The 14,179-nt window shown below is 71.0% G+C and carries 11 protein-coding genes, 3 pseudogenes and 2 riboswitches; of the genes and pseudogenes, 9 read left to right on the top strand and 5 right to left on the bottom strand.

Annotation, left to right across the window (positions count from 1 at the left end; translation table 11 throughout):
* Position 1: 1 nt before the first annotated feature.
* The 3 genes from qcrA to ctaE form a co-directional block, all read right to left on the bottom strand.
* Positions 2-1,075 (bottom strand): cytochrome bc1 complex Rieske iron-sulfur subunit, encoded by a 1,074-nt coding sequence (gene qcrA / locus ACXKR8_RS13295; RefSeq protein WP_458273115.1) that lies wholly within the window; start codon positions 1,073-1,075, stop codon positions 2-4.
* Entirely contained in the window at positions 1,072-1,890 is an 819-nt protein-coding gene (qcrC, locus tag ACXKR8_RS13290) for a cytochrome bc1 complex diheme cytochrome c subunit (protein WP_458273114.1), read from the bottom strand. Before qcrC ends, qcrA begins: the two co-directional genes overlap by 4 nt.
* Positions 1,891-1,997: 107 nt before the next feature.
* The gene (gene ctaE, locus ACXKR8_RS13285) at positions 1,998-2,618 is read right to left on the bottom strand and encodes an aa3-type cytochrome oxidase subunit III (protein WP_458273113.1); all 621 of its coding nucleotides are present in this window, start codon (positions 2,616-2,618) and stop codon (positions 1,998-2,000) included.
* Between the two features lie 305 nt (positions 2,619-2,923).
* Between ctaE and ACXKR8_RS13280 the strand changes: the two genes are divergently transcribed.
* The 3 genes and pseudogenes from ACXKR8_RS13280 to ACXKR8_RS13270 all read left to right on the top strand — a co-directional run bounded on the left by ACXKR8_RS13280 (position 2,924) and on the right by ACXKR8_RS13270 (position 6,116).
* Complete coding sequence (locus ACXKR8_RS13280; RefSeq protein WP_458273112.1) at positions 2,924-3,334, top strand: hypothetical protein; 411 nt, start codon at positions 2,924-2,926, stop codon at positions 3,332-3,334.
* Between the two features lie 78 nt (positions 3,335-3,412).
* The gene (gene trpD, locus ACXKR8_RS13275; RefSeq protein WP_458273111.1) at positions 3,413-4,483 is read left to right on the top strand and encodes an anthranilate phosphoribosyltransferase; all 1,071 of its coding nucleotides are present in this window, start codon (positions 3,413-3,415) and stop codon (positions 4,481-4,483) included.
* A 70-nt stretch (positions 4,484-4,553) separates the two neighbouring features.
* Positions 4,554-4,688: riboswitch (SAM riboswitch) on the top strand.
* A 55-nt stretch (positions 4,689-4,743) separates the two neighbouring features.
* Positions 4,744-6,116: pseudogene (locus ACXKR8_RS13270) on the top strand (aminotransferase class V-fold PLP-dependent enzyme).
* Positions 6,117-6,150: 34 nt separating this feature from the next.
* On the opposite strand, the gene ACXKR8_RS13265 reads toward ACXKR8_RS13270, so the two are convergent.
* Both ACXKR8_RS13265 and ACXKR8_RS13260 read right to left on the bottom strand, forming a co-directional pair.
* Positions 6,151-6,432 carry an Lrp/AsnC family transcriptional regulator gene (locus ACXKR8_RS13265; protein ID WP_458273109.1) on the bottom strand — a complete coding sequence of 94 codons (282 nt, stop codon included), beginning with the start codon at positions 6,430-6,432 and terminating at the stop codon, positions 6,151-6,153.
* Positions 6,429-7,225: pseudogene (locus tag ACXKR8_RS13260) on the bottom strand (rhomboid family intramembrane serine protease). Before ACXKR8_RS13260 ends, ACXKR8_RS13265 begins: the two are co-directional and overlap by 4 nt.
* Before the next feature lie 156 nt (positions 7,226-7,381).
* Here ACXKR8_RS13260 and ACXKR8_RS13255 point away from each other — a divergent pair.
* The 6 genes and pseudogenes from ACXKR8_RS13255 (at position 7,382) to ACXKR8_RS13230 (ending at position 13,931) form a co-directional block, all read left to right on the top strand.
* Entirely contained in the window at positions 7,382-7,654 is a 273-nt protein-coding gene (locus ACXKR8_RS13255; RefSeq protein WP_458273107.1) for a hypothetical protein, read from the top strand.
* Positions 7,655-7,917: 263 nt separating this feature from the next.
* Positions 7,918-9,248: pseudogene (locus ACXKR8_RS13250) on the top strand (NYN domain-containing protein).
* A gap of 212 nt (positions 9,249-9,460) precedes the next feature.
* Positions 9,461-10,471, top strand: coding sequence for a C40 family peptidase (locus ACXKR8_RS13245; RefSeq protein WP_458273105.1), 1,011 nt, complete (start codon positions 9,461-9,463; stop codon positions 10,469-10,471).
* A gap of 284 nt (positions 10,472-10,755) precedes the next feature.
* A riboswitch (cyclic di-AMP (ydaO/yuaA leader) is annotated at positions 10,756-10,913 on the top strand.
* Positions 10,914-10,971: 58 nt separating this feature from the next.
* Positions 10,972-11,985, top strand: a complete 1,014-nt coding sequence (locus ACXKR8_RS13240; RefSeq protein ID WP_458273104.1) for a C40 family peptidase — start codon at positions 10,972-10,974, stop codon at positions 11,983-11,985.
* A 198-nt stretch (positions 11,986-12,183) separates the two neighbouring features.
* Complete coding sequence (locus tag ACXKR8_RS13235) at positions 12,184-12,603, top strand: YciI family protein (protein ID WP_458273103.1); 420 nt, start codon at positions 12,184-12,186, stop codon at positions 12,601-12,603.
* Entirely contained in the window at positions 12,576-13,931 is a 1,356-nt protein-coding gene (locus ACXKR8_RS13230; protein ID WP_458273102.1) for an RNA polymerase sigma factor, read from the top strand. The genes ACXKR8_RS13235 and ACXKR8_RS13230 overlap by 28 nt, the downstream gene beginning before the upstream one ends.
* Positions 13,932-14,179: the final 248 nt, after the last annotated feature.

The raw sequence follows: 14,179 nt of genomic DNA, 5'->3' as shown, positions 1-14,179 counted from the left end.
GTTAGCTGCGCTCCCAGAAGCCGGGGCCGACGGGCTTGCTGAAGTCGCCGAGTGCCTCGAGGTACCCGTCGCTGTTGACCGACACCTGCAGCTGCGGCAGCGGGTGGCCGGCCGGGCCGAAGATCACTCGGCCGCCGTCGGCCAGGTCGAAGGTCGACTGGTGGCACGGGCACAGGACGTGGTGCGTCTGCTGCTCGTAGAGGCTGATCGGGCAGCCGACGTGGGTGCAGATCTTGGAGAAGACCAGGACGCCCTCGTAGCCCCAGGACGCCGACTTCTTGTCCTTGATGTCGTCCGGCTGCATCCGGACCAGCATCACCGCGGCCTTGGCGATGACCTCCTGGAAGTCCTCGTCGCTCTCCTTGACGCCCTCGGGCATCGCGAAGGTCAGCGAGCCGACACTGATGTCGGAGGCCTTCAGCGGCTCGTCGGTGTTCATGTTGACCAGCAGCTTGCCCTTGGCCCAGGCGGTGGAGTCGAGCTTCTTCTCCGGCAGCGGGCCCAGGTCGCGGAACAGCACCACGGCCGAGAGCGGGACCATCGCCATGGCGCCGATCATCGTGGTGCGGATCAGCTTGCGGCGGCCGAAGCCGCTCTCCTTGGCGCCCTGGCGGAAGTCCGCGAAGACCTGCTCGCGGACCTCGGGGGAGGCCTCGATCGGGTGCCGCTCGGCGGCGTGCTCCTCGTCCGACATCAGCGTGCGGGCCCAGTGGACCGCGCCGACGCCGATGCCGAGCAGGGACACGCCCAGGGTCATGCCCAGCGCGAAGTTCAGCGCGCTGAGGTGGCCGAGCGGGAACAGGTACACGACCCCGGTGTGGCCGTCGCCGTTGGAGCGCGGGATCGCCACGTAGGACGCGATGAACCCGATCGTCGCGATCATCGAGAGCAGGAACCAGAACGCCACCTGGCGCTCGGCCCGGGCCGCGGCCCGCTCGTCGATGTCGGTACGTCGGTGCTCGTGGGGCGGCAGCCCCGGATCGGCGAAGGAGTCGCCGACCACGGCGACCGCTCCGCCGTGGGCCCCTTGGGCCACCGGCAGGTGTTCTTCAGACATGTTGTCCTGGCTCGTCATGACTTCTTGGCCTTGGGAGTGCGGGCGGCGATCCAGATCGCGATACCGATCAGGGCGCCCAGCGCGAAGATCCAGCCGAACAGACCCTCAGTGACCGGGCCGAGGGAGCCCAGCGTGAGACCGCCGTAGTTGGGGTTCTTCGCCTGGTCCGTCGTGTGGGTGACGTAGGCGATGATGTCCTGCTTGTTCTGCTGGCTCATCGTGGTGTCCGGGAAGTTCGGCATGCTCTGCGGCCCGGTCTGCATGGCCTCGTACATGTGCTTGGGGCTCACACCGTCCAGCGAGGGCGCGAACTTGCCCTCGGACAGAGCGCCGCCGGCTCCCGCGAAGTTGTGGCACATCGCGCAGTTGGTACGGAACAGCTCCCCGCCCCGGGACACATTGCCCGCGGCGTACTGGTCGGCCGTCGGGACGGTCGGACCGGCGCCGAGCGAGCCGACGAAGGCGGCCAGCTGGTCGATCTGCGCCTGCGAGTAGATGTTGCGCTTCGCGGGGATCTGGGCGCCGGGCTGCTGGGCCGGCATCCGGCCGGTGCCGACCTGGAAGTCCACCGCGGCCGAACCCACACCCACCAGGGTCGGGCCGATCTTGGTGCCTTCGCCGTTCAGGCCGTGGCAGCTGGAGCAGCCGACGGCGAACAGCTTCTTGCCCTGCTCGACCGACAGGGACTGGCCGGAGTCCGCCTGCGCACTGCTGGCAGGCGCGAAAGCGGCGTACAGCCCGCCGGTGGTCGCCAGCGCGAAGAGTAGGACGACGAGCGCTGCCAGCGGGTGGCGTCGTCGAGCGGAGAGCGGCTTCTTGGAATTCTTGGGCACGGATTAACCCCGGTGTGAGGATCTGGAGCGTCTGGAGTCTGGTTGACCGTCAGGTCGGTCTGTGGGGACCGCCCGGCGGTGAGCCGAGGGGACGGTCCGACCCTGCACTACTTGATCAGATAGATGGTCGCGAAGAGGCCGATCCAGACCACGTCGACGAAGTGCCAGTAGTAGGACACGACGATCGCGGCCGTTGCCTGCTCGTGCGTGAACCGCTTCGCGGCGTACGTACGGGCGAGGACCAGCAGGAAGGCGATCAGGCCACCTGTCACGTGCATGCCGTGGAACCCGGTGGTCAGGTAGAACACCGAGCCGTAGGGGGAGGAGGACAGGGACAGGTGGTCAACCTTCACCAGGTCCGTGTACTCGTAGATCTGACCGCCGATGAACATCGCGCCCATGACGAAGGTGAGCATGAACCAGGCCCGGAGCTTCTTCACGTCGCCGCGCTCGGCGGCGAACACACCCATCTGGCAGGTGAAGGAAGAAAGCACCAGGACGGTGGTGTTCACCGACGCGAAGGGAACGTTCAGGGCCTCGTTGAGGGAATGCCAGTATTCCGTCCCGGTCACCGAGCGGAGTGTGAAGTACATCGCGAACAGGGCCGCGAAGAACATCAACTCGGACGCGAGCCAGACGATGGTTCCCACGCTGACCAGGTTCGGCCGGTTGACCGATCCGTGAGCGTGTCCGGTTTCTACTGCAGTTGCTGTCGCCACGACCGCCATTATGTCGGTCGCTTATTCCGTCTTCACTCCGGGGGTGGTTCCTCGGTGTGTCCGCACCCTGTCGTACCCTCCGCCGGGTGCCGGACCCCTGACGACCAGGCAGGTAGCCCGAATGGCGGGGAGCCCCGCACCGGGCCGCCCTCGCGCGACTGGCCGTGGGTCCCTCGAAATGGTGAACCCCGGACCGCCGGACGGCTGCCCCGACGATCTCCCCGGTACGCACCGGTGCTACAGCCCCCTCCGGCGGAGTAGCATCCGCGGGACGCCGAAGTGGTCCCGATCACATCCCAGGGGGATAACGGACGATGGCACTGAACGTTCTTGTCTACAGCGACGACCGAAACACGCGCGAGCAGGTCCTGCTGGCCCTGGGGAAGCGCCCCGCCGCGGACCTGGCGGAGCTTCAGTACCTGGAGTGCGCCACCGAGCCCGCCGTGATCAAGGCCCTGGACGCGCACGCCAAGGGCGGCCGCCGGCTCGACCTGCTGGTGCTGGACGGCGAGGCCACCCCGGTCGGCGGGATGGGCCTGTGCCGCCAGCTCAAGGACGAGGTCTACGGCTGCCCCCCGGTGCTGGTGCTGATCGGCCGTCCGCAGGACTCCTGGCTGGCCGCCTGGAGCCGGGCGGACGCGGCCATCGCCGCGCCGGTCGACCCGGTGGCGCTGGCCGAGGCGGCCACCACCCTGCTCCGGGGCGCCGCGCATCTCGTTCGCTGAGATCTCCCGTCCGGGCGATGTGCCCGGTCGCTAGGCTGGGGCCTCTCCCTCATCCCATCCAATGAGAGGCCCACGGCCATGGCTCACGTGTTTCCTGCGAACGGCGGCGGCGACCCCGTGCAGGCGCGCTCCTGGCCGGACGTCCTCAGCACGCTGATCGCGGGTACCGACCTGTCCGCCGCCGAGACCGGCTGGGCGATGGACCGGATCATGACCGGTGAGGCCACCCCGGCCCAGGTCGCCGCGTTCATGGTGGCGATGCGCGCCAAGGGCGAGACGGTGGAGGAGATCACCGGCCTGGTCGAGGCCATGTACGGGCACGCCACGGTGATCGAGGTGCCGGGGCGGGCGGTGGACATCGTCGGCACCGGCGGCGACCGGGCCAAGACCGTGAACATCTCCACCATGTCGGCGGTGGTCGCGGCCGGCGCCGGCGCGCTGGTGGTCAAGCACGGCAACCGGGCCGCCTCCTCCGCCAGCGGGGCCACCGACGTGCTGGAGAAGCTGGGCGTGAACCTGGGCCTGACGCCGCGGCGGGTGGCCGAGGTGGCCGCCGAGGTCGGCATCACCTACTGCCCGGCCCCGGTGTTCCACCCCGCCATGCGGCACGCCGGTCCGGCGCGTGGCGACCTGGGCATCCCCACCTTCTTCAATCTGCTCGGCCCGCTCACCAACCCGGCCCGGGTCCTGTCCAACGCGGTGGGCTGCTTCGACAGCAGGATGGCCGGGCTCATCGCCGGCGTGCTGGCCAGGCGCGGCGCGTCCGCGCTGGTCTTCCGGGGCGACGACGGGCTGGACGAGCTGACCATCACCGGCACCTCCACGGTCTGGCAGGTGCGCGACGGCGAGGTCGAGCGCAGCACCTTCGACCCGCACGACGTCGGCATCGAGTACGTCGGCATCGAGGCGCTGCGCGGGGCCGACTCCACGTACAACGCCGAGGTCGCCCGCCGGGTCTTCGCCGGCGAGCACGGCCCGGTGCGGGACGCGGTCCTGCTCAACTCCGCCTCGGCGCTGGTCGCCCTGGACCAGACCGCGGCCCCGCTGGCGGAGCAGCTGGCGGCGGCGATGAAGCGCACCGCCGAGTCGATCGACTCGGGCGCGGCGGAGGCGGCGCTGGCCCGCTGGGCTGCGGCGACGCACAAGTAGTCCCAACGGCTGTTCCACATGTTGGACAGGGGTTCTCCCGGTGGGCGGACCCCTGTCATACTTCTTCACAGGTCACGAGTGACAGCACGCGGTGAAAATCCGCAGCGGCCCCGGCTTGCTGTCCGGCAACCCTCCTTCCGTGGCGGGGTGCTTCCGGGTGACGACCAGGCCCTTCGGCAACACTGCCGCAGGGCAAGCGCGGATCCCTCTGTTGTACGGCCATTGGCCAGGGGTCCACTGGATGCCCTGGAGGGGCCGCTATGTCCACGTACTCTGATGTCGTCGCTGTCTGCGAGCCGCTGGCCGTGCTCGGCCGTGACGTCGAGGTGCCGCTGGTCGACGGGGACAAGGTCACCTACGCCGCGCTGGACTACGCCGCCAGCGCTCCGGCCCTGCAGCGGGTCTGGGACGACGTCGCCGCCTACGCCCCCTACTACGGCAGCGTGCACCGCGGGGCCGGCTACCTGTCCCAGCTCTCCACCGACCTGTTCGAGCAGAGCCGGGCCACCGTCGCCGAGTTCCTCGACCTGCGCGGCGGTGACCAGGTGGTCTTCACCCGGGCCACCACCGACTCGCTGAACCTGCTGGCGGGTGTGCTGCCGACCGGCACCCGGGTGTTCGCCTTCGAGACCGAGCACCACGCCTCGCTGCTGCCGTGGCGCCGCGAGGACCTGACCGTCAGCTACCTGCGCGCCCCGCGCTCCCCCGAGGAGGCGGTGGCCGCGCTGGACCAGGCGCTGGGGGAGTGTCCCGAGGGCCCCAAGCTGGTCTGCGTCACCGGGGCGTCCAATGTCACCGGGGAGATCTGGCCGGTCCGCGAGCTGGCCGCCACCGCGCACCGGCACGGCGCCCGGATCGTCCTGGACGCCGCCCAGCTGGCCCCGCACCACCCGGTGTCGGTCCGCGACCTCGACGTCGACTGGGTCGCCTTCTCCGGGCACAAGCTCTACGCCCCCTTCGGCGCGGGCGTGCTGGCCGGCCGCAGCGACTGGCTGGACGCCGCCGAGCCCTACCTGGCCGGCGGCGGCGCCAGCCGCACCGTGGCCCGGGAGGCCGACGGCTCGGTCGCGGTGGAGTGGCAGCAGGGGCCGGCCCGGCACGAGGCCGGCTCGCCCAATGTGATCGGGGCCTACTCCATCGCCTCCGCCTGCAAGGCGCTCACCGAGGCCGGGTTCGACCGGCTGGTGGCCCGGGAGCAGTACCTGATCGGCCGGCTGCGGGCCGGGCTCGCCGACATCCCCCAGGTCAAGGTGCTGACCCTGTTCGGCGAGGACCACCCGCGGGTCGGCGTGCTCTCCTTCGTGGTCCAGGACTGGAACAGCTCGCACTTCTCCGCCGCGCTGTCCGCCGAGTACGGCATCGGCGTCAGGGACGGGCTGTTCTGCGCGCACCCGCTGGTGCGGACCCTGCTCGGCGGCGAGGAGGCCTCCCCGTCCGAGTGCGGCGCCCCCGAGGCCTCGCTGCCGGGGGAGCGCAGCCTCAACGCGATCCGGGTCAGCTTCGGGGCCGGCACCCCCGACGAGCACATCGACCGCTTCGTCGCGGCCGTGCGCGAGCTGGTCACCCAGGGCGCGCAGTGGGCCTACCGGACCGAGGGGGCCGCTGCGTGCCCGACACCCGCCGCCAGGCCTGACTCGCCGCCTGGCCTGGGTCCCTCCCAGCGGCGGCTACTCGTCGAGGCCGATCGCGAAGGCGGCGTCCAGGTCGTGCCGGGAGTAGGTGCGGAAGGCGATGTGGGTCTCCGTGGACTCCACCCCGGCCACCTTGTTGACCTGGCCGGGGATCACCTCGGCCAGGTCGTCGTGGGCGCGCACCCGGACCATCGCCACCAGGTCGTGCTGCCCGGTCACCGAGTACACCTCGCTGACGCCGTCGATCGCGGCGATCGTCTCGGCGATCTCAGGGATCCTGTCGACGCTGGTCTTGATGAGCACGATCGCGGTGATCACGGGGGTTCTCCTGGCAGGATGGACGGCTTCGTCCGGCCAGAGTATCCACGCCTGCGGCAGTACAGCAGCCAGCAGAAGAGGAAGCCTCCGGCGAAGCCGATCAGATGGGCGGTGTAGGCGACCCCGGTGACCGCCGCCGAGGGCGCGCCGACCGAGGCCCACTGGATCGCGAACCACACCCCCAGCACCAGCCAGGCCGGGAAGCGCAGCGGCAGGAACAGCAGGAACGGCAGCAGGCTGGTCACCCGTGCCTTGGGGTAGAGGCACAGGTACGCCCCCAGCACCCCGGCGATCGCCCCCGAGGCCCCCACCAGGGTCTGCGTGCCGCTGCTGCCGTGCACGGCGAACAGGGCGTAGCCGTAGGTCGCCAGGTACCCCAGCCCCAGATAGCAGAGCAGGTAGCGCAGCCGGCCCATCCGCTCCTCGACCATGGCGCCGAAGACGTAGAGGAAGAGCATGTTGCCCATCAGGTGCATCCAGCCGCCGTGCACGAACATCGCGGTCAGCACCGACAGGGCCGGGACCTTGGGGAACGCACCGGGGCGGGGCAGCCGCCGGCGGCGGCGGGGGCCGCCGCCCGGTTGTCCAGCAGCTCTCCGGGGATCACCCCCCAGTGCTGGTAGTACGCCAGCTCCGAGCAGGCCCGGGCGCTGCCGCTGCCGTACAGCGGGTCGACGCCGGAGACCGGGCCGACCAGGAAGACCAGGGTGCACAGCGCGATCAGCGCCCAGGTCACCACCGGGACGTACGGAGCCGGGCTGTCGTCGCCTGCCGTGCGTACCGGGATCACCATGCAGTAAGCATTCCTTCATCGGACAAATCTGACACCGGACCACCCCTCCATGTGGGGGAAGGTCTTCGCGCCGGTCAGCGAGGCCATAGGGTTGACGGAGCGGAAACTCCTGCGAGCCGACCAGAGCCGAGCCGTGCCGACCCGAGAGGACCACCCATGTCTGTTCCCCTTCCCACCGAGGGGACCCGGTGGCGCTGCACCCTGTGCGGCAACCTGACCCGCTTCGACGTGACCCGGTCCTCGCGGGTGGTGGAGTTCATCCACCTGGACCTGGCGGGGGAGCCCCGGGTGGAGGAGCGCGAGGTGCTGAGCGAGGTGGTCGAGTCGGTCCGCTGCCGCTGGTGCAACGCGGTGGACCAGATCGAACTGGTGGACCGGCCGGGGGCCGCCGCCGAGGCGGCGGCGCAGGTGGCCAAGGCCGAGCAGTAGGCATCCGAGTGGCGCGGTGACGAGTAGGGGGCACAGCGGGCGAGAATGGTCCTCCGGACCACGAGGGCCGGGACCGGATCGGAGCACAGGGCGTGGTGGAGAGAGACGACAGGCCGGACGGCGGTGCCGCGCCGCACTTCGCGGTGCCCGCCGCCGACGACGCCCCCTCCGGGGGCGCTGCCGCCGACCCCGCCGTGGCTGACGCGCCCGACTCCGCCGCTGCTTCCGAGGCCGCCGCTGCCTCCGAGGTCGGAGACGAAGTTCTGCCCGGAGGCGCAGCCGCGGAGCGGCTGGACCGGCCGTTGCCGGAGGGGGTGCGGCGGCGGGTCGTGGGCATCGCCGCGGACGGCCTCGCCTCCGTGCCGGCCGCGGACCTGCCGCACCGGCTGCGCCCGTACGCCAAGTTCACCCCGGTGCAGCGGGCCAGGCGCGGGGCCACCGCGATCGCGTCCGCGCTGGAGACCGAGCCGGAGTTCCGGTCGCGGATAGCGGAACGGGTGCGGTTGGGCCAGCCGGACCTGGTGGCCGCGCTGGAGGCCGGGCAGGTCCCCGCCGCCGCCGACCCCAGGACGTCGCCGCGGTGGCGTACCTGCTGCGGCCGCTGGGCTGGAGCAAGCTGGTCGGCGACGCCGGCGACGAGGTGGAGCGGGCCGAGTCCGAGGGCGCGGCGGTTGAGGCCGCGCGCCTGGTGGAGAAGCTCCAGGCGGAGCTGGCCGCGCTGCGGGAGTCGTCCAGGACCGAGGCCGACCGGGGCCGGGCCGAGCTGGACGAGGTGAAGAAGGAGCGGGACTCGCTCCGCCGCAGGCTGCGCAGCCTGGAGGCGGACACCAAGCGCGCCGAGGCGGCGACCCGCAAGGTCGGCGCCGAGCTGGAGGCGCTGCGTTCGGCCGGGCTGACCGAGCGCGGCGCGGTCGACAGCGAGGTGCGCCGGCTGAAGCACCGGCTGACCGAGGCCGAGGCGGCCCTGGAGACGTCCAGGAGGGCCGCCAGGGAGGGGCGGAGCACCGAGGACATGCGGCTGCGGCTGCTGCTCGACGTGGTGCTCCAGGGGGCGCAGGGGCTGCAGCGAGAGCTGGGGCTGCCGCCGCTGGCCGAGGGCCGTCCGGCCGACACGGTGGAGGCGGTGCTGCCGGTGACGGCCTCCCCGCACGACGTGGCGCGGCGGGCCCTGGACGGGGACGACCCGGCGCTGCTGGACCAGCTGCTGGCGCTGCCGCACACCCATCTGCTGGTGGACGGCTACAACGTGACCAAGAGCGGCTATCCGACCCTGCCGCTGGAGAAGCAGCGGGCCCGGCTGCTGAACGGCCTGTCCATGCTGGCGATGCACAGCCGCGCCGAGGTCACCTGCGTGTTCGACGGCAAGGATCTGGACGCCCCGGTCCCGATGGCCCCGCCGCGCGGCGTTCGGGTGCTGTTCAGCCGCTCCGGGGAGACCGCGGACGAGCTGATCCGCCGGCTGGTCCGGGCCGAGCCGGAGGGCCGTCCGGTGGTGGTGGTGTCCACCGACCGCGAGGTCGCCGACGGCGTCCGCAAGGCGGGGGCCCGCCCCGTCCCCTCGGCGATGCTGCTGAAGCGGCTGATCCGCACCTGAGGGCTGCAGAGTCGCACCTGAGGGCGGGGGTCAGGGCTTCAAACCTCTTACCTGTACCGGACATTAGGGGCATTACCGGCCGGACTCCCCGGCGGGGGCGACAAGCTCACATGTTCCTCACTAGTGTCTCCCTTCGAACTTCTGTGTCGTCCTGAAGGGAACCCGGCTCCGTGGTCTCACACCGTCGTTTGAAGCAGCCAGGCCGTGCCCGCGTGACCATCCTCACGGCTGCGGCGGCCACGGCGGTCGCGCTGGCGGCGCAGACCGCGGCCAGCGCGGCGCCGGCCACCACGACGGGCCAGGCCAAGACGCAGGTCGACGCGGACCGCAACGCGGCCGCGGCGGCGACGGAGCAGTACGACGGGGCGCAGGCCCAGCAGCAGGCGCTGCAGAAGAAGGTCAACAACCTGCAGGACGAGATAGCCCGTCAGCAGGCCGTGGTGAACAAGGAGATGGCGGTCCTGGGCGCGGTGGCCAGCGCGCAGTACCGGGACGGTTCGGTGGACCCGGCGGTGCAGCTGATGCTCTCCGCGGACCCGACCGAGTACCTGAACCGCGCCTCCGACGAGGACCAGGTCAACAGCAACCAGGCAGCGCTGATGGACCAGTTGGTGGCGCAGCAGCACGCGCTGGCGGCCGAGAAGGCCGAGGCGGCCCAGGAGCTGGGCGCCCAGCAGGTGCTGCTGAAGCAGATGCAGAAGTCCAAGGCGGCCATCGCCGCCAAGCTCAAGCACGCCCAGGCGATCCTGGACTCCCTCACCCCGAAGCAGCGCACCCAGGTGAACACCGGCGGTGCCGGGGGCGGCGGCTTCACTCCGCCCTCGTCCGGCAGCAGTTACATGTCGGTGTCCGACATCGACCTCTCCGGGATCTCCCCGGCGGCCCGTACCGCGATGCTGGCCGCGATGAGCAAGGTCAATGTGGCCCCCTACGTCTCCGGCGGCTCAGGACCCAGTGTGTTCGACTGCTCGGGCCTGGTGATGTGGGCCTACGGCAAGGCCGGCATCTCCCTGCCGCACTACTCGTACTCGGACGAGACGGTGGGCACCGGGGTGTCCTACGCGGACCTCAAGGTCGGCGACATCATCGTGAACATGGGCGGCGACCACGTGGGCCTCTACGCCGGGAAGGGGATGCTGCTGAGCGCTCCCCACCCGGGGCTCACGGTGGACATCCAGCCGCTGTCCTATTTCGGCACCATCGTTGCCATTCGCCGCTTCTGACGGTTATTTACTCGACTGTGACTCACGTCACACGCGTTGCTGCCGTCTCGACCAGATGACCGATTTGGGTGCCATGTCGTCATCGGATGGTCATTCAGCGACTACGTTCAGTCGCCGACCCGATGCTCTTTCGAAACCTAAAAGAGTTTTTACTTACAAGGATTTGAATAGATCACGTTCGGGTCACTAGTGTCAGCGATCGAACCACCGCGAAGTCGATCACCCAGCAGGGTGGCAGCGGCGGTTTCCGCCGAGTTCGACCGCACGGCAGGCTGTTCCGCATCCAGCGGGGCACGCTGGATCAGCCGTCAGTTCGGAGCCGGGGAACCAAGTTCCCTCGGGGTGAATCGACGCCAGGCCGGTCCGCCGGTGAAGCGTCGTAGGGCACGTCTTCCAGCCCGAACCCGTCAGCTCACCCGGTAGGCGGCCGTAGGAAGAAGGAGCTCGCCTTCGTGGCGTCCCATCGTCGTCCGAAAAGTCCCAGCCGATCGCGGATAACCGTGCTTACCGCTGCTGCAGCCACCACCGTCGCGCTCGGCGCGACCGCCACCCAGTCGGCGCAGGCGGCACCCAAGCAGACCACGGCGCAGCTCAAGGCAGAGATAGACCAGCAGAACCAGGACGCCGACAAGGCGATCCAGCAGTACGACGCCGCGCAGTCGCAGCAGCAGACACTGCAGAAGCAGGTCAACACCCTGCAGGACCAGGTGGCCCGCCAGCAGGCCTCGGTCAGCGCCAAGTCCGCCGCGCTCGGCGCGGTCGCCAGCGCGCAGTACCGCAGCGGGTCGATCGACCCCTCGGTGCAGCTGATGCTGTCCGCGAACCCCACCGAGTACCTGAACCAGGCCTCCACGATGAGCCAGGTGACCGGTAGCCAGGCCGCGCTGCTCGACTCGCTGACGGCTGAGCAGAAGACGCTGAACCGTGAGAAGGCCGACGCCGAGAGCAAGCTGAAGGCGCTCGACGCCACCAGCAAGCAGCTCGCCGCGGCCAAGGCCTCCGTGCAGCAGAAGCTCGCCGCGTCCAAGGCCCAGCTCGCCTCGCTGACCGCCGCCCAGCGCGCCGCGGTCACCAAGCTGCAGAACGCCGGCACCACCAGCCACAGCAGCGGCAGCTCCAGCACCGGCAGCACCACGTACAGCCCCGGCTCCACCAAGGCCGGCTCCGGTGCCGCGATGGCGGCCTTCCACGCCGCGCAGACCCGCCTCGGCGACCCGTACGTCTACGGGGCCACCGGGCCCAACTCCTTCGACTGCTCCGGCCTGATGCAGTGGGCCTTCAAGCAGGCAGGCGTGTCGATCGGCCGCACCACCTACGACCAGGTGGACGTCGGCTCCGCCGTCGGCTCGGTCTCCGACCTCCAGATCGGCGACCTGATCTTCTTCAACGGCGACTCGCACGTCGGCATGTACGCGGGCGGCGGCATGGTCCTGCACGCTCCGCACACCGGCACCGTCGTCAAGTACGAGGCGCTGACCACCATCGGCTCCATCTACGCCATGCGCCGGGTCTGAGCCACACCCCGGACTCTCCGCAGGTCTTCCCCCTTCTCAGAGGCTGTCGCCGGCCCGTCCCCGGCGACAGCCTCTGAGTTTTCTGCTGGGCGAAAAAAGAAAATGGTTCTGGTGGGTCTGTCGTGTCGATCCGTGGCGGCGCCGTTCGACCTGGGATAGAGAGGGTCGGGAAGCGGCCCCCGAGTGAGGAGACTGACGATGGCGAAGTACATGCTGATCATGCGCGGCACGGACGAGTCCATGGCGAAGATGATGGAGACGCCCTTCGAGGAGATGCTCGAGACGGTGGGCCGCTTCAATGAGGAGCTGATCCGGGCCGGCGTGCTGGTCGCCGCCGAGGGCCTGGACGACCCGTCCCAGGGCGTGGTGGTCGACTTCAGTGCGGAGACCCCGGTGGTCACCGACGGCCCCTACGGCGAGACCAAGGAGCTGTTCGGCGGCTTCTACCTGATCGACGTCGCCTCCAAGGAGGAGGCGGTCGAGTGGGCCAAGCGGCTGCCCGCCCTCCCCGGCTCCAAGTGCGAGGTCCGCCGGGTGCCGAGCATCGACGAGTTCCCGCAGGACAACGAGTGGATCACCAAGGAGCGGGCGTGGCGCGAGCGGACCGGCCAGATCTGACACCCCCCGCGGCCGACGACGGCCCGGCGGGCGGGGGCCCGCCGGGCGACACTGCGGCCCGGCGGGCCCTGGAGGCGGTCTGGCGGATCGAGTCCGCCCGGATCATCGGTGCGCTGACCCGCTACACCGGGGACTTCGCCCTCGCCGAGGACCTGGCCCAGGAGGCGCTGGCGGAGGCACTGGTGGCCTGGCCGCGCGACGGTGCGCCGGCCAGCCCGGTGGGCTGGCTGCTGGCGACCGCACGCCGGCGCGCCATCGACGGCTTCCGCCGCAGGTCCGCCCTGGAGCAGCGGTACGCCGGCCTGGCCGGCCGGCTGGCCGAGGGCGAGTTCAGCGCGGGCGTGCAGGCCCCCGCGCCGGGCCGGTCGGAGCAGGACCTGCTCTGGGATCCCGACCACGTCCCGGACGACGTCCTCGCGCTGATGTTCACCGCCTGCCACCCGGTGCTCTCGCCCGAGGCCCGGGTGGCGCTCACCCTGCGCGTGGTCGGCGGGCTGTCCAGCGAGGAGATCGCCCGGGCGTTCCTGGTGCCCACCGCGACCGTCCAGGCCCGGATCACCCGGGCGAAGAAGACCATCGCCGCGGCCCACGTGCCGTTCGAACTACCGCCGCCGGAGGAGCGGCCGGCCCGGCTCGGCGCCGTGCTGAGCGTCGTCTACGTCATCTTCGCCGAAGGCTCCACGGCGACCACCGGCGACCGCCTGCTGCGCACCGATCTCGCCTATGAGGCGGTGCGGTTGTCCCGGATGCTGGCCGCGCTGCTGCCCGGCGAGCCGGAGGTGCACGGGCTGCTCGCGCTGTGCGAGCTCACCGCCGCGCGTTTCCCGGCCCGCACCGGGCCGGACGGGCAGGCGGTGCTGCTGGAGGACCAGGACCGGCGCCGCTGGGACCGGTCCGCGATCCGTCGCGGCCTGGCCGCACTGGGCCGGGCCTCGGCCGCCGGACGGGGCCTCGGACCGTACGGTCTGCAGGCCGCGATCGCCGCCGGCCACGCCACCGCGCCCTCGGTGCAGGAGACCGACTGGGAGCGGATCGTGCTGCTGTACGAGGCGCTCGGCCGACTCGCCCCCTCACCCGTGGTCGAGCTCAACCGGGCCGTGGCCGTGGCGATGGCGAGCGGACCGCAGCAGGCGCTGTCCCTGGTCGACGACCTGGCCGTCTCCGGCCGGCTGTCCGGCTCCTACCTGCTGCCGAGCGTGCGCGGCGAGCTGCTGACCAGGCTCGGCCGCACCCGCGAGGCCCGGGCCGAGCTGGAGCTCGCCGCCCGGCTGTGCGGCAACACCCGCGAGCGCACGGTGCTGCTGCAGAAGGCGGCCGCGCTGGAGTGACGCCCCCGGACGCCGGGGGGTACCCAAACGGCCGTACGGGGGCGTCCCCCAATGGGGGGACCGGGTTCCGGCGGAGGGCGGGGCCACCCCCGGCGACATGGCGTTCCATAGATATGTTCGGTATTCGACCGAATATTCGGGATAGCGAGGGTTTGGACTAGCTGCGCCCGACTCGCTAACGTCTGCGCTCGGTCCTCCGTGTCGTCGACCGCCCTTCCGGGCGGCACCGGTGGACCGCCGGGCATCCT

Source organism: Streptacidiphilus sp. PAMC 29251, from assembly GCF_054208735.2.
The sequence above is the reverse complement of the archived record's forward strand: the minus strand, read 5'-3'. Positions and strand labels throughout refer to the sequence as shown.

Bases quoted from the DNA above. Each gene is read 5' to 3' on its own strand.
- qcrA (WP_458273115.1), bottom strand. From the start codon at position 1,075: ATGACGAGCCAGGACAACATGTCTGAAGAACACCTGCCGGTGGCCCAA.
- ctaE (WP_458273113.1), bottom strand. From the start codon at position 2,618: ATGGCGGTCGTGGCGACAGCAACTGCAGTAGAAACCGGACACGCTCAC.
- ACXKR8_RS13280 (WP_458273112.1), top strand. From the start codon at position 2,924: ATGGCACTGAACGTTCTTGTCTACAGCGACGACCGAAACACGCGCGAG.
- trpD (WP_458273111.1), top strand. From the start codon at position 3,413: ATGGCTCACGTGTTTCCTGCGAACGGCGGCGGCGACCCCGTGCAGGCG.
- ACXKR8_RS13255 (WP_458273107.1), top strand. From the start codon at position 7,382: ATGTCTGTTCCCCTTCCCACCGAGGGGACCCGGTGGCGCTGCACCCTG.
- ACXKR8_RS13235 (WP_458273103.1), top strand. From the start codon at position 12,184: ATGGCGAAGTACATGCTGATCATGCGCGGCACGGACGAGTCCATGGCG.